General features: G+C 72.7%; 15 protein-coding genes, 2 pseudogenes and 2 CRISPR repeat arrays. Of the genes and pseudogenes, 4 read left to right on the forward strand and 13 right to left on the reverse strand.

The features are described from left to right. Window positions 1-274: 274 nt before the first annotated feature. From ACFCLZ_RS30395 to ACFCLZ_RS30405, 3 genes are all read left to right on the forward strand, one after another. Window positions 275-1,117, forward strand: a complete 843-nt coding sequence (locus tag ACFCLZ_RS30395; protein ID WP_380281093.1) for a nitrilase-related carbon-nitrogen hydrolase — start codon at window positions 275-277, stop codon at window positions 1,115-1,117. A gap of 26 nt (window positions 1,118-1,143) precedes the next feature. Continuing rightward, the gene (gene hydA / locus ACFCLZ_RS30400) at window positions 1,144-2,607 is read left to right on the forward strand and encodes a dihydropyrimidinase (RefSeq protein ID WP_380281094.1); all 1,464 of its coding nucleotides are present in this window, start codon (window positions 1,144-1,146) and stop codon (window positions 2,605-2,607) included. 70 nt (window positions 2,608-2,677) lie between these two features. Then, window positions 2,678-3,706, forward strand: coding sequence for a TIGR03842 family LLM class F420-dependent oxidoreductase (locus ACFCLZ_RS30405; RefSeq protein WP_380281095.1), 1,029 nt, complete (start codon window positions 2,678-2,680; stop codon window positions 3,704-3,706). 20 nt (window positions 3,707-3,726) lie between these two features. Here the strand turns inward: ACFCLZ_RS30405 and cas2e are convergent, their stop codons facing one another. The 11 genes and pseudogenes from cas2e to ACFCLZ_RS30460 all read right to left on the reverse strand — a co-directional run. Further along, window positions 3,727-4,095 carry a type I-E CRISPR-associated endoribonuclease Cas2e gene (gene cas2e, locus ACFCLZ_RS30410; protein ID WP_380281096.1) on the reverse strand — a complete coding sequence of 123 codons (369 nt, stop codon included), beginning with the start codon at window positions 4,093-4,095 and terminating at the stop codon, window positions 3,727-3,729. Next, the gene (gene cas1e / locus ACFCLZ_RS30415) at window positions 4,092-5,072 is read right to left on the reverse strand and encodes a type I-E CRISPR-associated endonuclease Cas1e (protein ID WP_380281097.1); all 981 of its coding nucleotides are present in this window, start codon (window positions 5,070-5,072) and stop codon (window positions 4,092-4,094) included. The genes cas2e and cas1e overlap by 4 nt, the downstream gene beginning before the upstream one ends. Before the next feature lie 5 nt (window positions 5,073-5,077). Continuing rightward, the gene (gene cas6e / locus ACFCLZ_RS30420; protein WP_380281098.1) at window positions 5,078-5,800 is read right to left on the reverse strand and encodes a type I-E CRISPR-associated protein Cas6/Cse3/CasE; all 723 of its coding nucleotides are present in this window, start codon (window positions 5,798-5,800) and stop codon (window positions 5,078-5,080) included. Between the two features lies 1 nt (window position 5,801). Next, entirely contained in the window at window positions 5,802-6,506 is a 705-nt protein-coding gene (gene cas5e / locus ACFCLZ_RS30425) for a type I-E CRISPR-associated protein Cas5/CasD (protein ID WP_380281099.1), read from the reverse strand. Continuing rightward, window positions 6,503-7,711 carry a type I-E CRISPR-associated protein Cas7/Cse4/CasC gene (gene cas7e, locus ACFCLZ_RS30430; protein WP_380286330.1) on the reverse strand — a complete coding sequence of 403 codons (1,209 nt, stop codon included), beginning with the start codon at window positions 7,709-7,711 and terminating at the stop codon, window positions 6,503-6,505. The genes cas5e and cas7e overlap by 4 nt, the downstream gene beginning before the upstream one ends. Next, window positions 7,705-8,385, reverse strand: coding sequence for a type I-E CRISPR-associated protein Cse2/CasB (gene casB / locus ACFCLZ_RS30435; protein WP_380281100.1), 681 nt, complete (start codon window positions 8,383-8,385; stop codon window positions 7,705-7,707). Before casB ends, cas7e begins: the two co-directional genes overlap by 7 nt. Beyond that, window positions 8,382-12,971 carry a type I-E CRISPR-associated protein Cse1/CasA gene (gene casA, locus ACFCLZ_RS30440; protein WP_380281101.1) on the reverse strand — a complete coding sequence of 1,530 codons (4,590 nt, stop codon included), beginning with the start codon at window positions 12,969-12,971 and terminating at the stop codon, window positions 8,382-8,384. Before casA ends, casB begins: the two co-directional genes overlap by 4 nt. 145 nt (window positions 12,972-13,116) lie before the next feature. Then, window positions 13,117-13,344, reverse strand: coding sequence for a hypothetical protein (locus tag ACFCLZ_RS30445; protein ID WP_380281102.1), 228 nt, complete (start codon window positions 13,342-13,344; stop codon window positions 13,117-13,119). Window positions 13,345-13,712: 368 nt separating this feature from the next. Then, window positions 13,713-15,083: direct repeats of the CRISPR family, unit length 29 nt; unit sequence GGGACCATCCCCGCATGCGCGGGGAGCAG. Between the two features lie 353 nt (window positions 15,084-15,436). After that, window positions 15,437-16,357, reverse strand: a complete 921-nt coding sequence (gene bla / locus ACFCLZ_RS30450; RefSeq protein WP_380281103.1) for a class A beta-lactamase — start codon at window positions 16,355-16,357, stop codon at window positions 15,437-15,439. 229 nt (window positions 16,358-16,586) lie between these two features. Then, window positions 16,587-17,348: a CRISPR direct-repeat array (repeat unit 29 nt; unit sequence GGGACCATCCCCGCACGCGCGGGGAGCAG). Between the two features lie 213 nt (window positions 17,349-17,561). Continuing rightward, window positions 17,562-18,008: a hypothetical protein gene (locus tag ACFCLZ_RS30455; protein WP_380281104.1), complete on the reverse strand. Its 447-nt coding sequence runs from the start codon at window positions 18,006-18,008 to the stop codon at window positions 17,562-17,564. 77 nt (window positions 18,009-18,085) lie between these two features. Then, window positions 18,086-18,391: pseudogene (locus tag ACFCLZ_RS30460) on the reverse strand (glycosyltransferase); the annotation flags it as partial. Here ACFCLZ_RS30460 and ACFCLZ_RS30465 point away from each other — a divergent pair. Then, window positions 18,376-18,642, forward strand: a complete 267-nt coding sequence (locus tag ACFCLZ_RS30465) for a GlsB/YeaQ/YmgE family stress response membrane protein (protein WP_380281105.1) — start codon at window positions 18,376-18,378, stop codon at window positions 18,640-18,642. The pseudogene ACFCLZ_RS30460 and the gene ACFCLZ_RS30465 sit on opposite strands and share 16 nt — an antisense overlap. A 49-nt stretch (window positions 18,643-18,691) precedes the next feature. On the opposite strand, the pseudogene ACFCLZ_RS30470 reads toward ACFCLZ_RS30465, so the two are convergent. Together ACFCLZ_RS30470 and ACFCLZ_RS30475 are read right to left on the reverse strand one after the other, a co-directional pair. Further along, a pseudogene (locus ACFCLZ_RS30470) lies at window positions 18,692-18,793 on the reverse strand (hydrolase); the annotation flags it as partial. A gap of 18 nt (window positions 18,794-18,811) precedes the next feature. Continuing rightward, the gene (locus ACFCLZ_RS30475) at window positions 18,812-19,402 is read right to left on the reverse strand and encodes a TetR family transcriptional regulator (protein WP_380281106.1); all 591 of its coding nucleotides are present in this window, start codon (window positions 19,400-19,402) and stop codon (window positions 18,812-18,814) included. Between the last annotated feature and the right edge of the window lie 50 nt (window positions 19,403-19,452).

Genomic DNA, 19,452 nt, shown 5'->3' on the forward strand with positions numbered 1-19,452 from the left:
AGATGAGCTTTTCATCCCACCTATGGGACCCCGCGTGTCCGCCCACCACGATCGCGTCGGCCGTATGGCGTTCGACGTATTGTCAGGCGACCGAGACCGGGCCTACGGTCGAGGCACCCGCCCTCTACGCACGTAGACCGAAGGTGCAACGCGCAGATCGCCCGCAGAAACCCGCGCAGAACGCACGAAGACATCCACCGCAGGCAGCACCGCCCGCCAACCCTCGAACCGCGGGCCCGCCCCCGGGACGGGCCGCGGAGTTGCGGAGGTACCCATGTCGCAGATCGTCCGTGCCGCCCTCGTCCAGACCCGCTGGACCGGCGACCAGGAGAGCATGATCGCCCTCCACGAGCGGTACGCCCGCGAGGCCGCCGCCCGGGGCGCGAAGATCCTCGGCTTCCAGGAGGTCTTCAACTCCCCATATTTCTGCCAGGTCCAGGAGCCCGAGCACTACCGCTGGGCCGAGCCCGTCCCCGACGGCCCCACCGTGCGCCGGATGCGGGACCTCGCCCGCGAACTCGGCCTGGTCCTCGTCGTCCCCGTCTACGAGGAGGATCAGCCCGGCGTCTACTACAACACCGCCGCCGTGATCGACGCCGACGGCGGCTACCTCGGCAAGTACCGCAAGCACCACATCCCGCAGGTCAAGGGCTTCTGGGAGAAGTACTACTTCAAGCCCGGCAACCTCGGCTGGCCGGTCTTCGACACCGCCGTCGGCAAGGTCGGCGTCTACATCTGTTACGACCGGCACTTCCCCGAGGGCTGGCGCGCCCTGGGCCTGGGCGGCGCGCAGATCGTCTACAACCCCTCCGCGACCAGCCGCAGCCTCTCCGCCTACCTCTGGCAGCTCGAACAGCCGGCCGCCGCCGTCGCCAACGCCTACTACGTGGCCGCCATCAACCGGGTCGGCATCGAGGAGTACGGCGACAACGACTTCTACGGCACCTCGTACTTCGTCGACCCGCGCGGACAGTTCGTCGGCGACGTCGCCTCCGACAAGGAGGAGGAACTCGTCGTCCGCGACCTCGACCTCGGCCTCATCGAACAGGTCCGCCAACAGTGGGCGTTCTACCGCGACCGGCGCCCCGAGGCGTACGGCCCGCTGACCGAGGCGTGACGGAGGCGACCCCCATGACGGACCCCATGACCGATCCCTTGACCGACCCCGTGACCGATCCCGTGACCAGCACCGCACCCCGCCGCACCGCCGTCCGAGGCGGCCTCGTGATCACCGCCACCGAGGAGCTGCGCGCCGACGTCCTCATCGAGGGCGAGCGGATCGCCGCCCTCGCCGCCACCGGCAGCGAGGCCGCCGAATCCTGGACCGCCGACACCGTCATCGACGCGGCCGGCCACTACGTGATCCCGGGCGGCGTCGACGTCCACACCCACATGGAGCTCCCGTTCGGCGGCACCCACGCCTCCGACACCTTCGAGACCGGCACCCGCGCCGCCGCCTGGGGCGGCACCACCACCATCGTCGACTTCGCCGTCCAGCCCGTCGGCGGCAGCCTGCGCGAGGGCCTGGACGCCTGGCACGCCAAGGCCGAGGGCAACTGCGCGATCGACTACGCCTTCCACACCATCGTCTCCGACGTCACCGACGCCGTCCTCAAGGAGATGGACGCCCTCGTCGACTCCGGCGAGTGCACCTCCTTCAAGCTGTTCATGGCCTACCCCGGCGTCTTCTACAGCGACGACGGGCGCATCCTGCGCGCCATGCAGCGCGGCGCCGCCAACGGCGGGCTGATCATGATGCACGCCGAGAACGGCATCGCCATCGACGTCCTCGTCGAACAGGCCCTCGCCGCCGGCCGCACCGCACCCCGCTACCACGGCGAGGTCCGCCGCGAACTGCTGGAGGCCGAGGCCACCCACCGCGCCATCAAGCTCGCCCAGGTCGCCGGCAGCCCGCTCTACGTCGTCCACGTCTCCGCAGCCTCCGCGCTCGCCGAACTCGCCCGCGCCCGCGACGATGGCCTGCCCGTCTTCGGCGAGACCTGCCCGCAGTACCTCTTCCTCTCCACCGACAACCTCGCCGAGGAGGGCGACGACGGCTTCGAGGGCGCCAAGTACGTGTGCAGCACCCCGCTGCGGCCCCGCGAGCACCAGGCGGCCCTCTGGCGCGGGCTGCGCACCAACGACCTCCAGGTGGTCTCCACCGACCACTGCCCGTTCTGCTACACCGGCCAGAAGGAACTCGGCCGCGGCGACTTCTCCCGGATCCCCAACGGCCTGCCCGGCGTGGAGAACCGGATGGACCTCCTCCACCAGGCCGTGGTCGACGGACGCCTCAGCCGCCGCCGCTGGGTCGAACTCGCCTGCACCACCCCGGCCCGGATGTTCGGCCTGCACCCGCGCAAGGGCACCCTCGCCCCCGGCGCCGACGCCGACCTGGTCGTCTACGACCCCACCGCCGTGCAGACCGTCTCCGCCGCCACCCACCACATGAACGTCGACTACTCGGCGTACGAGGGGCGCACCCTCACCGGCCGCGCCCGCACCGTCCTCTCCCGGGGCACCGTCGTCCTCGACCACGGCACCTGGCTCGGCCGGGCCGGCCACGGCACCTTCCTGCGCCGCGACACCTGCCAGTACCTGGGCTGAGCCCGCCCCCTCCTCCTCTCGTCCCCTCCTCCCCTCCCGTTCCTCTCCCGTTCCCCTCCCGGAGCCTCCATTGGACATCGGCCTCGTCCTGCAGACCGACCCGCCCGCCCGCCTGCTCGTCGACCGCATGATCCGCGCCGAGCGGGCCGGCTTCACCCACGGCTGGACCTTCGACTCCTGCGTCCTGTGGCAGGAGCCCTTCGTCATCTACAGCCGCATCCTCGCCGAGACCGGCACCCTCACCGTCGGCCCCATGGTCACCAACCCCTCCACCCGCACCTGGGAGGTCACCGCCTCCCTGTTCGCCACCCTCAACGACATGTACGGCAACCGCACCGTCTGCGGCATCGGCCGCGGCGACTCCGCCATGCGCGTCGCCGGCCGCAAGCCCGCCACCCTGGAACGGCTCTCCCGGGCCATGCACGCCATCAAGGAACTCGCCGAGGGCCGCACCACCGAGGTCGACGGCACCGAGATGCACCTGCCCTGGGTCGGCGAGGGCGCCGCGCTGCCCGTCTGGATGGGCGCCTACGGCCCCAGGGCCCTCGCCCTGACCGGCCGCCAGGCCGACGGCTTCATCCTCCAGCTCGCCGACCCCTTCCTCACCGAGTACATGGTCAAGGCCGTCCGCCGCGCCGCCGCCGAAGCCGGCCGCGACCCCGACGCGCTCACCATCTGCGTCGCCGCCCCCGCCTACGTCACCGCCGACGACTCCCCGGCCGCCCTCGCCCACGCCCGCGAACAGTGCCGCTGGTTCGGCGGCATGGTCGGCAACCACGTCGCCGACCTCGTCCGCCACTACGGCGAGCACTCCGACCTCGTCCCCGAGGCCCTCACCGCCTACATCAAGGACCGCCAGGGCTACGACTACAGCCACCACGGCCGCGCCGGGAACCCCGACACCGCCTTCGTCCCCGACGAGATCGTCGACCGCTTCTGCCTCCTCGGCCCCACCGCCACCCACCTCGCCCGCCTCGACCACCTGCGCACCCTCGGCGTCGACCAGTTCGCCATCTACGCCATGCACGACGCCGTCGAACCCACCATCGACGCCTACGGCGCCGCCGTCATCCCCCACCTGCGCACGGTGGGTACCTGACACCCGGAGCGGGCCCTGTGCTAACGGCCCCCGAACCGCCGCCGTTTGGAGGCCTTGCTCCACCCGCTCGCGGCGCCGTCCGGTGCCGGCCCGCTCCGGGGCGCCGGAACCGGACGGTCCGCGGGCCGGTGGATCAGCGTGAGTCCCTCGTGGTCCACCGGCCGCCACCGGTGCTCGTGCGTCGCGAACCCGAAGCCCTGCTCCGTGTCCGTGCTGTAGGCGAGCACGGCCCGTCCCCGGCCCCGGTACTGTCGCACCTCCTCCCACAGCACCTCCCGGATCCGCGCCGAGGGATCGCCGACGAACACGCCCGGTGAGATCTCGGTGAGCCACCTGGTCAGCAGGCCCCGCAGCCCGGCCGGGCAGTCCGCGAGCACCAGGGTGATCACCGGACCACCTCGCCGCCGTAGTTCCGGCCACCCGCGACCGTGCCGCCCCGGTCGCTCTGCAGCCGGACGACATCGTCGCCTTCGCCTTCGCCCTCGCCACCGCCGTCGTGCCCGGCCACGTCCGGCTGCCGGTACGGGGCGAACAGGCCCTGGATGTCCGCGACCGCCCGCTCCAGCAGCCCGCCCGCCCGGATCCGCTCGCGCAGCGCCCGCCGGGTCCGCCCCGCCACGTCCTGCGCACCCTCCGCGGCCGCTTCGAACGCCGCCGGGATCCCGAACTCCACCTTGTAGAGGTCCGCCACGTCCATCACGAACGACCGCTCGTGCCCCGAGTGCACGAACCCCAGGGCGGGCGAGCACCCCAGTGCCACGACCACCGAGTGCGCGACCCCGTACAGGCACTGCGCGGCCGCCGTCACCGCCTGGTTGGGCGCGTCGCCGGCCGTGAAGTCACCCGGATCGTACGTCCGGCGCACCCAGCGCACCCCCGTCCGGGCGGCCTCGGCGCGGTAGACCGCCTTCACCCGGTCACCCTCCCCGCCCAGCAGCTCCCGCCGGCTCATCCCCGCCGGATCCGCCTCCGGGAACCGCAACCGGTACATCTCCCGGGCCACGTCCAGCCGGTGGCGCCGGTTCGCCCAGGCCGTGGCCTGCGCCTCCATCAGCCCGGCCGAACGGGTCAGCGCCCGGCCGCCCGCGTAGTACCGCACGCCGTGCTCGCCCACCCAGGCGACGCCCGCGCCGCACTCGCCGAGCACGCTCATCGCCTGGTGCGTCACCCGCGTACCCGGCCCGAGCAGCAGCACCCCGATCGTCGCGGACGGGATGTACCGGACGCCGGACTCGTCGGTGGCGGTGATCGCGTTGTCCTCGCGATGGATCGCGCAGCGCTCCAGGTAGAGGAACGAGACCCGGTCACCGACCCGGGTCAGCTCACGCGGGGAGGAGAGCGGCCTGCTCGCCGGAGTCGCGGCCAAGCCCGTCACCCCTGCACCGGCGCGAGCGTCATCAGCCCGCACCCGTACGCCTTCGCCTTGCCCAGCCCCGCCGTGAGGGTGCGGCGCAGCGCCTGCGGATCGGTCACCCGCAGGCGGCCGTCGTAGGTCGCGGTCACCAGGGTGACCTTGTGGCGGCCGGCGTGCGCCCGGTCGTTCTTGCCGAACGACACGCCTCGCTGCCGGTGCACGACCAGCTCGTGCTCGTCCCCCTCCGGCAGCAGCCGGCGCTCCGGTGCCTTCTCGACGACGGTGAAGCCGGACCGCTCCTGCTGCTTCAACAGCCATGCCGTCTGGTGGCGTTGGGTGAGGTGCGCGGTCCGCTTGGTCGGTTCGTCCGGGGTGCGGCGGATGCTGTGCACCGGATTCGCCGTCAGCCGGAACGCCCACGTCGAACCGGCGGCGATACCGGCCAGGAAGGCGCCGTAGTCGAAGGTCTGCCAGCCGCCGGTGGTCGGCCAGCCGGCCTCCTCGACCAGGTGGGTGAGGTCCGGGCGCTGCGGGCTCACCAGGTGGAGGAGCACCTCGGCGCGGGAGTTGTGGTCGATCCGCCACAGCACGCGGGGCGCCGCGCCCTCCGTCGTCGACGGGCCGGACGGCACGGGTTCGGCGAACGACGCCATCACCGCGCCGTGCAGCAACTGCGGCGAGGAGAGCAGCCGGCGGGCCCCGGCGCGGGCGGTGTTGACGCGAAAACGGGTGAGGAACATGTCAGACCGGTTCCAGAGGACTCAGATGGGCCGTGGGATCGTGATCGGGGACGAGCGTCGGCGCGTTGACGACGAAGGAGACCACCCCGCGCAGCGCGTACCGGCGGTGCCGGGGATCGAAGCTCAGCGGCAGATCGCGCAGCAGGTCCGCCCGCGGCTGCTCCGCCGGTTCGGCGTCGGCCTGGACGCTCAGCGCCACCGACGCCGCGTGGTGCCGCGCCCGGTACCAGCGCGCCGCCTGCCAGGGCTCGCGCTCCAGCGCCGACCGCAGCCCCGCCTCCCACCGGACACCCAGGTCGACCGGCCCGCTCGGCGGGCAGGACCGGCGGCCCAGGTACGGCAGGTGCACCGGCGCGCGCAGCGCCGCCGCCAGCTCGTCGACCGTCGCGTCCGGCCCCTCCACCGCGGCCACGAACACCGCGTCCGCGAGGTAGAAGCGCTCGGACAGCGGCATGGCCTTGTCCGTGTCCCCGTGGCGGGCCGTCTGGAGGTCACGGATCCGGGTGCCCGGCTGGTCGGTGCGCACCCCGAACCGCAGCGCCGCCAGATCGGAGAGGTCCTCGCCCCGGTCCCGCCCCAGCGCCCCCGCGAGCATCCCCAGCACCCCGCTCTTCGTCGGCGCCGGCTCGGTGGTCCGGCGCGCGAACCGCGCCGAGGAACCCCAGGACTGCAGGGGACCGGCCAGCCGCAGCAGCAGCACGCTCACCCGGCCGACCCCGCAAGCCTCTTCGCCACCGCCGCGCCGACCGCCGCGACCAGCTCGCCGAGCCCCACCTCGGCGCCGAGCCCGGCGAGGGCGGACGTCCGCCCGCCGACCCGCAGCACCCAGCTGTCCTCGGTCACGGCACCGAACGCCTTCTCCACCTCCGGCACGTAGGCGGCCAACTGCGCGCAGGCGCCCGCCACATGGCCGCCGGTGAGGCCGTCGCCGCCGGCCTGCACGGCCTCCTCGAACGCCCCGGCGAAGCTGATCGGCCGGGCGGAGCGCACCTTGACGATCACCGCGTCCGGGAGGGTCTGGTTGGCGAAGGTGTTCATCTTGCCGGTCGGGATCGACGTCACGAACGCCTCGACGAACGCCTCCACCGCACGCCGGACCGGCTCCGCCGCCGGCTCGTCCGCGCGCAGCCCGTCCCCGAGGTTCTCCCGCAGCCGGTCCACGTCCACGGCCGCGTAGCGGTACAGCGTCGCGGAGTTGAAGTCGACCGTGCCGATCATTCCCGCGCCGGGCTCGTCGTCGGCCCGCTGGTCGTCCACCGCCGTGTAGTAGTCCGACTCGTTCTCCACCGCGTGCACACTGATCGCGTGGGCCACCTGCGCGGCGGCGTCCACGTTGATGTCCGAGGCGTCCGCGACCATCCGGCCGAACAGCGCGATGTCCACCGAGTGGCGGGTGTTGGCGGCCTCGCGGGCCCGTGCCCGGTTCTCCTTGTCCTTGAAGAACTCCTTCAGCCCGCCGGACTCCTTCAGCCCCTCGGCGGCGAGCGCGGCGAGGGCGTCGAGCTGGCGGCCGCTGAGGAACATCAGGTACTGCGACTCGGGCGCGGGGTCGTCGCCCTCGGCGGCCTTCGCCTTCCGCTTCGGCGGCTCCACCTTCGCCCCGGTCGCCGCGGTGATCGTGTCGGCCGCCGCCTGCCACGCCTCCGGCTCCTTGAGCTCCACGCCCAGCGCGGTGATGCGCGCCGCCAGCAGCTCCGCCACCTTCTTGGTGCGCACCCCCAGCTCCGCCGGGTCCAGCAGGCCCTCGAACGCCCGGCGGGTCGCCCGCTTCCACGCCTGGCTGGACACCCGCGCCCGCCGCACCCCGCCGTACATCGCCGACTTGGGCGAACCGGTGTCGTCCCGGTTGAGGTTGCTCGGCGGCACGGTCTGCAGGATGTGGACGTCGAGGATGGTGCGGCTGCTCACGATTGGTCCTTGTCGGTGTCGGCGTCGGGGAAGTCGGTGCTGGCGGCCGCGTCGGTGGCGGACGCTCCGGTGGTGTCCTTCGAAGGGCGGTGGGCGTGGAAGCTGCGCCCCCAGGAGCGGTTCACCTCGCCCCGGCGGTTGGGCAGTTGCCACAGGTACAGCTGGTCGGCGAGCAGCCCGTAGTCGAGCGGGACGGCCGAACGGCGCAGCAGCAGCACGATCTCCCGCAGCCGCTGCGCGAGGATGTCGAACGTCGGTGCCGCACCCGCCCGCACGAACCGCTTGCGCAGCGGCTCGTCGATGTCGTCGCTCGGCATCAACTGGCGTACGGCGCTTCCGAGTTGCGGTCCACCGGGGCGGTGCATCCCGGTGTCCCGGTGCGACTGCTGGTGCAGCGACCACAGGGTCACCGCCGTGTGCATCGCGTTCTCGACGAGGGCGTCCGACGGCCCGCTCCGGCCGTCCGGGTAGAGCCGCTCCAGGCCGGTCAGGCCCCAGAGCTCGGGCAGCTCGTCGATCCGCCGGCCCGCGCCGCGCCGGATCTGCGCGATCCGGGCGACGGAACCGGACTCGTCGGCGCGGTAGCCGCGCTGCAACTGGCTCACGTGGTCGTGCGTCGCCCCGCCCGCCCGGCCGAGGCCGTCACGGCGGGGGGAGGAGACGGGGGCGGTGGTCATCGGTCGTCGTTCTCCAGGGAGTCGTCGTGGTTCCCGTCGGCGTCCCCCGGCGGCTTCGGGCCGGAGAGGGCCTCGGCCAGCGCGGAGCGGAACCACAGGAAGGCCAGGGTGTCGTTGAGCCAGATCCGGCCGCCGCTGCGGCGGGCCACCACCCGGCCCTCCCGCGCGGCCTGCGGAGCGGTGTCCACCAGCTCCGCTCCCAGCGCGCCGAGGATGCGCCGGGCGTCGAGCTGCCACTCCAGCCGGGCCTGCTCGGGGTCGGGCCGCTGACCCAACTTCCGCAGCCAGAGCCGGAAGGGGCCGTCGAGCTCGGCGTAGCCGCGCTCGGCCGCCACGGCCTTGAGGCCGTCGGCCTCCGCCCCGGCGGCCCGGGCGAGATCGGCCGCAAGACCGACGAGCGCCTGCACGCCTCTCTCCGCGCCCTCCACCGCGCGCACGGCGTTCGACCCGTACTTCGAATCGCCGTCGTGCAGCAGGACCACCGCCAGCGTGACGCCGTCGTCCAGGACTTCGTCGATCACCGACTGCTGGGTCCCGTAGACCACGCCCACGGTCCGCGCGCGGATCAACCGTCCGCCGTCCAGCACCCCGTCGCCGTACAGCCTGGCCACCCACTCCAGCACCAACGGGGTCTGGGTCTCCGGCGGGCCGCCCTTCTTCCCCTCCACGGGAGTCACCCGCGACTCCAGGAGGGCGGGCAGGCCCCGCCAGGCCGAGCGGGCCGGGTCGTGCTGGCGCGGAAGGTACACCGGCGTCCGGCCCAGCTTCTTCTCCTGGGGGCGGCTGCGCCGCCAGCCGGTGAGCGGCTCGGTGGAGCGGTGGTCGTGGGCCGCGAGCGGGTCCCCGTACGAGAGCACCACCCCGGTCACCGCGCTCCCGTCGTGGTGAAGGCGGACGCGACGCGACTGCCAGGTGTACAGGTCGCGCGGGCCGCAGGGGCGCCGCGAGGGATCGGCGCTCTCCCGGTCCTGCCCGGTGCCGTACGGACCGCGCCGCCAGGCCGGCCGGTCCTCGGAGCGGAAGCGGGCCCCCGCGGTGTCCGCGGCCACCAGGTTGAGCAGGAGGGTCTCCCGCAGGTCGTCCCCCTCGGCGAGGACGCCGCCGAGACCGCCGGCCCACCCCGTGCCCAGCGGGTACACCTTCCCGCTCCTGCCGCGACTGTCGCCCGCCGCCGCAGACTTGATCCCCGAGGTGTCGAAGGCGTGTGCGTGCACCAGCCAGCGCGCCGCCTCGGAGAAGGCGAGCCGGTCGACGGCCGGCATCCGCATGGAGAAGAACGGATCGCCGTTCGGCACGTCGGCCACCAACCGGTTCAGCGAGGCGACTTCGTCCTTCTCGGTACGCAGATCCGCGACCTGGTAGAACGGGGTCCTCGGGTGCAGCAGGTCGAAGTGCTCGCGGTGCTGGTCGAGGTAGCGGCCGACGGCGCCAAAGGAGTCGGGGTCCTCCCAGAGCTCCTCCCAGCCCTCCAGCTCCGCCGGTCCGTTGACCGCGTCGTGCAGGATCGCCAGCAGCAGCCGCATCAGTGCGAACTCCTGCGTCGGCACGTCCCCGACCAGCCGGCGCAGCGTCGCCGCTTCGGCGAACACCTCGCGCAGCGACAGCTCGGCGGCCGTTCCGTCCAGCCGCTGCACCGGAAGCCAGGGGCGGGACACCAGGTCGAACGAGGGCACGCTCTTCACCAACCTCACATCACGGGCTCCGGCCGGGTGCACCGCCAGACCGTCGCTCGGGTTGTACTCCAGCTCGAATCCCGCCAGTTCGGCCCGGCCGTCCTCGTCGAGCAGCAGCACCAGCTCGCCGTCGAGCTGCGGACACTCCTTGACCTGCCAGGCGGGGATGAACAGTTGCTCCAGTTCCCTGATCGCCCTGTCGATCACCCAGGGCTTGGAGAAGTGGTAGGGGAGGCGCAGGCCGCTGGCGGCGAGGGCCTGGGCGGCTTTCCAGGTGGGCACGGTCTCGGTCGGCAGCGGCAGGCCGCCGCGGCCCCGGTCCAGCCACGGGAGGGTGGTGAGCGTGCCGTCCGCGCAGCGCATCGCGACCATCACCTCCAGGCTCTCGTCCCCGTCGCGCACCTGGGCCTGACCGGGCCGATGGTCGTCCACGTCACCGACCCCCGCGTCCAGCCAGCCCACCAGCGACCGACCCGGGCGGCGCACCTCGTCCAGCCGGAACACCTCGGCGCGCGCCGCCTGCTGGGCGTCGGCGAGGCGTTGCGCCTCCGCCGCCTCGGCCATGGCCTCGCTCCAGGAGGGCGGGCCGAGCGGCGCATCGCCGTAGGCGCGCTGGACGAGCGCGTTGATGTCGTCCGGGAGCGTGAGGGGCGCGTGCGTCGTGAGGTGCGGCCACAGCGCGGCGGCCGAGCGCAGCAGGTGGTGCGCGCCGTAGACGGAGGCTGATCCCCTGACGGGGAGGGGCTGAGGTTGCGCTGCCCAATCCGCGCCGGTGACCAGGCAGCGCGCCGTCCGCAGCTTGGGAGGCCGAGCGTTCTGCCCCTCGCCGCGCCGGTGGCGGTGCAGGCGGCCCATGCGTTGGAGCATGAGGTCGACCGGGCAGAGGTCGGTGACGAGGAGGTCGAAGTCGACATCGAGCGACTGCTCGGCCACCTGGCTGGCGACGACGATGTGCGGTCCGCGCGGCCGCTCTCCGTCGGGGCCGAACCGCGCCAGCAGACCGTCGTCCTTCCGGGCCCGGTCGAGGTCGACGAAGCGCGCGTGCGCGACGGTCACGGCGTCGTCCCCGAACCGCTCGCGGAGTCGTTCGGCGGCCGCAAGGACCCTGTCCACGGTGTTGCGGATCACCAAGGCGCAGCCGCCGTCGCCGAGTTCCGTCGCCAACCGGTCGGTGAGGGAGGTGAGGTCGTCATCGAGCGGTTCGAGGTGGACGGTGGTCCGCCGGGCGGCGTCGGCGGCGGGTCGGCGGGTCGAGGGAAGGCGGCCCGGCGCGACGGCGGTGAGCAGCGGATAGCCGCCCTCTGCCGGCTCCGGCCCGTCGTCGCCCGCCCCGCAGTACGCCCGGACCAGGGCGCGCCGGGTGGTGGCCGGCAGGGTGGCCGACAGCATCACCACCGGCACCCGGTACGCGCCGAGCCAGGCGAGCACCCGCTCCAGGTAGGTGTTCATGTAGGCGTCGTTGGCGTGCACCTCGTCGATCACGACGACCTTGCCGGCGAGCGCGAGATGGCGCAGCGCGAGGTGCCGGTTCTTGAGGCCCGCGAACAGCACCTGGTCGATCGTGCCGACCGCGAAGGACGCGAGCATGCCCTTCTTGCGCCCGCGCAGCCACTGGTGGGCGATCAGTCCGGCGTTCTTCCGCCGCGCGCGATGGCCGGAGGCCTCGGGGCCGTCCACGTCCACCGCCGCGATCCGGCGCCGGTCGGCGGCCATCATGCCGGCGTACTCGTCGTTGAGCGCCGCCTTCGCGTGGGCGAGGAAGACGGCCCGCTCGCCCTCGGCGGGCAGGTGGTTCAGCCATGCGGTCAGGCGCGGGAACATCGCGTTGGCGGTCGCACGGGTCGGCAGCGCGACGTAGCACCCGCCCGCGCCGGTCCGGGCGGCGAAGATCTCGGCGACGGCCAGGGCCGCCTCGGTCTTCCCTTCGCCCATCGGCGCCTCGATCACCAGCAGCCCGGGCTCGGGCAGTTCGCGCGCCAGCCGGACAGCCTCCTCCTGGACGGGCCGCGGCGCGCTGCCGGGCGGCAGGTCGAACCGCGTGCTCAACAACTCGGCCGCCTCCAGGAGGGATTCCTCCGCCTCCCAGGCGGGCGGCAGCCGCAGTCCGCCCCACGCCGAGTCGATGCGCTCCTCCTCCGAGCGCGGCCGGTCCTCGGGGAAGTACGGGAAGAGGTCCGGATTGCTGGCGATCCAGTCGGCCATGATGACGACGCCGGTCAGGAGCACCTGCACCGGCTGCGGCAGCTTGACGTCCCTGACGGTGTCCAGCAACTCGGTGGCCCCGAGCACCTCCGTACACGCGTCCAGCAGCTCGAACTGCACGCCGTGCCACAGAGGTTCGCTCTCTCCCGGCGTGCGGAGCAGATCCTCGCGCAGTTCGAGGGCGTGCAGCTGGCCGTGGCCCGGTGGGACCCCGTGGTGCCCGCCGGCCACCACCGCCCATTGCCCGGCGGCACGGCGGGCCCACCCGTGCCGCTCCACCAGCCATTTCTGGAGCAGCAGTTGACCGGCGAGACCGTGCGGCGCGATGCGCCGGTCGTCGCCGTACTGCCTCCGGTCGTGCATAGCGAGCCCGGCTTCCCGCATCCGATCGGCGAGTCCCTCGACCCGATCGATCCCGTCGACCTGGCAGGCGAACGCGGGCGTCGCCTTGCCAATGTCATGCGTGGTCGCCAGCCACACCGCAAGCTCCCGCGCCCGCCGGTCGTTGCCCCCGAGTGCCCCGGCGATCAACTCCCGCACATTCCTCGGAAGCCACTGGTCCCACAACCGCCCCGCGACAGCCCCACTGTCCGCCATGTGCCGCCACAACGGCAGCCACGCACCGGTGTCCCTGTCGGACTTGGCCCAGACGGCACGAGCGGCATCGGACAACCGCGCAGACAGCCCCGGACCGGAAGACGCTCCAGTCACGCCGTCATTCAACACGGACGATGCTCCTACGGGCTCGGAAGATCGGAAGTGAACGATCCTGTGCGGAGATGACCGGCCGCGCCGTGCGGCCGCTTCCCTCCGCCGGGGTGCGCACCGCCGCTTCGCGGCGCGCACCCCGGCTGTGTCAGCGTCGACGCCGTCGACGCCTGCTGCGAGACGGGACCTCGCGGGCGGCGGCCGCGGCGACGATGGCGACGGCGACGGCGACGACCACCACGGCCACGACGACGCGGATGCCGACGTCGACGGTGGCGCCGGACCCCACCCCCGCCGACACGCACGCCGCGAGCAGGGCCGCGACGGTCGTGACCAGCTGTTGATCTTGAGGGCGTTCGGTTGTGCGAGTTACCATCAAGGAACTCCTTCGATGGAGGGTAGGCCGGGTCCACCAATGTTCTTCCCGGAGCATCGGACCCGGCCGTCCTCGTATGGGCTGAATGTCGGCACAGGGGCATGAGGTGCCCGCCGACGCGGACTGATGCGATGTCGGAGATTGCGGCTCGAAGCTTAGCTGTTGCCTTTCAAGATCGTCTCCAACTCCCCCTGTTCTCCTTGGTGTTGGAGGTACTTCCAACCCGACTACGCTGTTTGCTTAGGAGTCATCCGGCGATGGGGGCGGAGCGTGATCGGCAAGGATGTTATGCGAGGGATGTTGTCCGCCCTGATCGGCGGCCACGGGAAGCGGGTAGTGGTTCTTCGTGCGCCTCTGTTCCGCCAGGAATGTGAGACCCCGTAGAAGCGGGGAGCATGTCTCGGGAGCAGTCAGCCACCCGACGACGCTGGGGCCACCCCCGCACACGCGGGGAGCGCCTGTCGGCCCTCCGCGTCGGCCAGGACCGGAGGGCGCCGTCCCCGCGCATGCGGGGAGCAGTCAACGTAGCGCCTTGTACCTGCTGAAGAGAAGGGACCATCCCCGCACGTGCGGGGAGCAGGGCACCCACCTGCACGCCGGGGCCTCCGACCGGGGACCATCCCCGCATGCGCGGGGAGCAGGCCATCTCGGCCGGTGTCCGGCCCCTCGGGTAGGGACCATCCCCGCATGCGCGGGGAGCAGGCACCTGCGGCGACGTCTCTTCTGTTCGGGTTGGGACCATCCCCGCATGCGCGGGGAGCAGGCCACGTCCCAGCCACCGGGCCCGGCGCACAGGGGACCATCCCCGCATGCGCGGGGAGCAGATCACCAGCGTCACAGCCGGCACCGACGCCGGGGGACCATCCCCGCATGCGCGGGGAGCAGAGGCCGAACCGCACGGCGTAGAGGTCGCCGAGGGGACCATCCCCGCATGCGCGGGGAGCAGCCGATCCGCAGGTGGGGCCAGCGCTTCGAGGAGGGACCATCCCCGCATGCGCGGGGAGCAGGCGCCGAGTGCGCCGATCGTGGTCAAGACGATGGGACCATCCCCGCATGCGCGGGGAGCAGGTCGCCTCCGGCGACCAGGAGGCCGCCGCCACGGGACCATCCCCGCATGCGCGGGGAGCAGTGGCGGGCGGTCCGCATGGGCGGCCTGGCCCTGGGACCATCCCCGCATGCGCGGGGAGCAGTCCTGGAGCTGGTCGGCGGCCGCGGCGAACTCGGGACCATCCCCGCATGCGCGGGGAGCAGCTGTGCCGCGTGTACGGTACCCGGCCGGATCGGGGACCATCCCCGCATGCGCGGGGAGCAGGTCCCGACGACGCCGAGGCCGGCCACCCCGACGGGACCATCCCCGCATGCGCGGGGAGCAGGTCACCGGACGCCGGAAAGGAGCCCACAATGAGGGACCATCCCCGCATGCGCGGGGAGCAGCTCAACACGGTGCAGTTCATCGACAAGCAGTCGGGACCATCCCCGCATGCGCGGGGAGCAGAAAGGCCGGCGATCCGGCGGCGACCGGCCATCGGAACCATCCCCGCATGCGCGGGGAGCAGGCAGCTGGGCGGCGACGGAGCCGGACGGCCCCGGGACCATCCCCGCATGCGCGGGGAGCAGCTCGTCCCGGACGCCGTGATCCCGGCCCCGACGGGACCATCCCCGCATGCGCGGGGAGCAGCCCTTCTCGGTGGTGATGTCGAGGGCGGTGCCGGGACCATCCCCGCATGCGCGGGGAGCAGAGTGCGTGAGCTGCGGCTTTGTCACGGGGGTTGGCCGTTTCGTGCAACTTCCTTTGAATCGGGCATTCTTTGCATTCTGGTGGATTGGTGTCTTTGCGCCAGGCTAGCTGAGCAGGCGGTTCCGCATGGCGGACTTCAACTGAGCCACATTTAGTGATGCAAGGGCGGTTGAGCATCGTGTGTTTGATGAACGACGGCGAAGAGCAGATTCCAACGCGAGGCCGCCGACCAGTGGTGGAGTATGGACGTGCTCGTGCAGGTCAACGTGGCAGCACGCGTCTGTTCGTCGGGCGCGCGGAAGGATCAGGCGCGGGGCGGGTGCGCTGGGCTTCGGTGTTGAGTGTGGCTTGAGATTAGGTCAGTGCGGTCGCGATCAGGGAGGCCGTCTCCGCAAGCAGCGGCTCGTCGGCCGGGGCGGCGGGGTCGTGCTTGGTGGACAGGACCGCGATCGTGATCGGGCCCCGGCCGGGCGGCCAGGTGATGCCGACGTCGTTGGTGGTGCCGTAGCCGCCGGTTCCGGTCTTCTCTGCGACGGTCCAGTCCCTCGGTAGGCCGGCGCGCAGGCGGTTGGCGCCTGTGGTGTTGTTCAGGAGCCAGCCGGTCAGCCTGTCGCGGTCGGGCGCGTCGAGGACGTTTCCGGTGGTGAGGCGGGCGTAGGTGCGGCCGATGGCACGCGGGGTGGTGGTGTCGGTGGTCCGGCCGGGTTCCGCGGAGTTGAGTGCGGGCTCCCAGCGGTCGAGGCGGGTCACGCGGTCGCCGATGGAGCGGCAGAAGCGGGTGACCGCCGGAGGGCCGCCGAGTTCGCGCAGCAGGAGGTTGGCGGCGGCGTTGTCGCTGTGCGTGATGGCTGCCGCGCACAACTCCTCGCCGGTCATGCCGCCTTCGAGGTTCGCGGGCAGGCCAGTGATCGGCGCGTAGCCCGCTTCCGCGACATCGTTCCGCGTGTAGCGGATGCGCTTGGCGAGGAATGTACAGTGGTGATCGAGGTCCCTAAGCACCGCCGCCACGGCGATCGTCTTGAACGTCGAGCAAATCGGGAACAGTTTGTCCGCGCGGTACGCCACCGTCTTGCCGGTGGCCGTGTCATGAGCGAAGACCCCCAACCGCCCAGAGCGTGCTTGCTCAAGCGCCCGCAGGCGGCCGATAAGCTCTTCCTTGGCCCCGCCTGCGCCTGTGCTGTGCGCGAAGGCTCGCCCACTGGCCGGGAGCGCGACCGTCAGGGCAGCTGCGGCAACCTCGCTCAGAATTCGTCGTCGACCTGGTCGCAGCTCCATTGGTGTCTCCTGTTGTCTGTGACTGCCGGCGTGATCTCGGTCTGCGCGGAGCACCCCGTCTGGCTCGAACCGTAGTGTGCAGGGTGGGAGCAATGGTGTATCTCGGGAAACCGCCCAGCCTGTCGGCCGATTGTCGTGAAGTCAGCCACCCGACCGGAGCGAGCACATCCCTGCGTGCAGACGCACTATCCGCGGGGATCAGTCCGAAACGGGGGGCGGTCAGGCGGTCGATGGAACAACCCCACGCGCGCGGAGCAGGCGAAGCACATCAACGGCCAGCTCTACAAGTCGGGATCATCCCCGCACGCGCGGGGAGCAGGGCCCGCCCGGTAGGCGGCGCCCTTCGGACGAGGGACCATCCCCGCACGCGCGGGGAGCAGGGTCTACGCCTGGCGGATCCTGCGGGTCGCCGCGGGACCATCCCCGCACGCGCGGGGAGCAGTTGAGCAGCGGCCGGAACTCGGCCGGCAGCCGGGGACCATCCCCGCACGCGCGGGGAGCAGGCCGGGACGAAGCCCTCCTGGAGGAGGTAGGCGGGACCATCCCCGCACGCGCGGGGAGCAGCCCTGCTGGAAGTCGCCGAGGCCCGCGAGCTTGGGACCATCCCCGCACGCGCGGGGAGCAGGTGGAGCGCGGACTCGACGGCCGCGGCGGGCAGGGACCATCCCCGCACGCGCGGGGAGCAGCCTGGCTCGAGGTGCTCGACGACCTGGCGCTCGGGACCATCCCCGCACGCGCGGGGAGCAGTGGGCGCGGCGCCAGGCCACCGCCCTGGTGCCGGGACCATCCCCGCACGCGCGGGGAGCAGTGGCCGGAGCCGTAGAGGTTCAGCGCCGAGCTGGGACCATCCCCGCACGCGCGGGGGGCAGCTCTACCTCAGGGAGGCCCGGCGTTCCACCGCGGGACCATCCCCGCACGCGCGGGGAGCAGGTCCGGCCGGAGCCGTACACGGTGCAGGGCTGGGGACCATCCCCGCACGCGCGGGGAGCAGAGTTCGTGAGCTGGGCTCTTGTCACGCGGCTGGTGCGGTATTTGCAACTTCCTTCGAGTCGGGCATTGCTCGCACTTCCGGTGTCGGCGTCATTTGTGAGGACAGGCTATCCGGCGAGGCGGGCGATGGCGGTGAGGACCTGGGTGGGGCCGTCCTCTGCTCGGAGGGTGGTGGTGATGGGTTGGGTGTTGGTGCGCTGGTGGGGGCCAGGGTCTAGGGGATGACGGCGGCGAGGACGGTGGTGGTGAGGCGTTCGGGGTCGACGGGCGGCGGTCCGGCGGAGAGGAAGGCCAGGAGGCGGTGCGGGGGTTGCCAGGCGGGGGCGGTCGCCGGCCACCAGTAGCCGGTGACCTGGTGGGGCGGGTGCCAGTCGGCGGGGCGCGGGGCGACCAGTGGCGAGAAGCCGTGCAGCACGGTGCGGTTTGGGCGGGCGTGCGCCACGGAGCGCCGGGGAAGGCCGAGTTGGCGGCGCAGGTCGTGCACCGCCGGAGTGAGGAGGCGGTCGATGGCGGCCTGGACGGTGTGTCCGGCGAGTAGGTTGCCGACTCCGCCGAGGGGGTGGGTGCCGGTGACGGCCTGGGCGAACGCGCGGGTGGGGGTGGGTGGTTGGAGGTTGAGGGCGATGTTCGGGATGCCCGCGGCCTCGGCGACGATGCCCACGCCGAGGGCGGGCAGGAACGAACGGGCGAGGCGGGACAGTCGGAGGAGGTCGGGCGGGCCGTTCCCGCGGCGCGCACGGTGTCGGCGAAGGCGGCGTGCGTGGCGAGCGCCACCTGATGGCCGGCCGTGCGCAGGCGGGCGCCGAGTCCGGTGAAGGGGGCGACGTCGCCCCGCGATCCGGCGGTGGCGATCAGAATGCGCGTGGCCGCAGTGTCGCGGGGTGGCCGGGGCCGGAGAGGGGCGCCACGCCTGCGGTTCCGGCGGCCGGGGCGGTGGGGCGGGAACCGCCGGCCGGTGGTGCGGCGTCCTTGCCGGTAGTACGGCGTGCACAGGGCCGCCGTACGGCTCGAAGGGCGGGAGGACACGGATGAGCTTCGTCGCATGGATCGTGCTGGGCCTGGTGGCCGGGGCCCTGGCCAAACTGCTGCTGCCGGGCCGCGACCCCGGTGGCCTGGTGGTGACCACCCTCATCGGCGTCGCAGGCTCCTTCGTCGGAGGCTGGATCTCGTCGAGGTTCCTGCACCGCGAGGTGACGGCCCAGTTCTTCGACCTGGCGACCTGGGCGTCCGCGATCGGCGGCGCCCTTGTGCTGCTGATCCTCTACCGGCTCGTGTTCGGCAACTCGCGGAACTGAGGGCGGGAGAAGGACGGAGCCGGGCCGGCCGCGCGGGATGCGCGGTCGGCCCGGCGGCGGACCACAGGGCGAACGGCACGGTGTCCGGCGCCGAGATCCGCGAGCCCGAGCCGAGGACGTGCGCCGCGTGGCGGACGGAGGTGCCGAAGGGGAGGCGGGTGGGTGGCCGTCAGGCGTCGGCGGCCAGGCCGCGCAGGACGAGCTTCCAGAGGGCCTCGAACCGGTCCTCGGCCGTCGGGTCGGACCAGCCGGACGCGTGGGCGGGGTCGTGGAAGTGGGCGGTCGCCTCGAACACCGCGCGGGCGGTCGCGTTGACGGGGGTGTGCCGGAACTCGCCCTTCTCGATGCCGTCCTGGAGGATCTGGGCGATCTGGTCGACCAGCGCCGCCAGATGGGCGTCGACGACCTGGCTCGCCTCGCCGACCAGTGTCATGTAGGTCGCGAAGAGCTGCGGGTCGTCCAGGGCCTTCCTGCGCTTGGCGGCGAACAGCGTGGTCAGCCACCGGTGCAGCCGCTCGGCGGCCGGGCCGGGCTCGATGGCGATGAAGCGCAGGTCGTCGTGGGCCTGGGCGAGCCAGCGCTGGGTGACGGCCTCGCGCACCGCCGCCTTGCTCGGGAAGAAGCGGTAGACGCTGCCGTGGCTGACACCGAGGGTGCGGGCGACGTCGACGACGGTGGCCTTGGCCGGGCCGAACCGCCTGAGGGCGTCCTCCGTCGCGCTCAGGATCTGTTCGGCGGTGAGTGCGCTGTCCGTGGCCACGGGGAGGTTCGTCCTTACGGGTGAGGCGTCCGCCCGCCGGGTGCGGCGGA

It is taken from the genome of Kitasatospora purpeofusca, from assembly GCF_042691725.1.
GTDB lineage: Bacteria > Actinomycetota > Actinomycetes > Streptomycetales > Streptomycetaceae > Kitasatospora > Kitasatospora purpeofusca_B.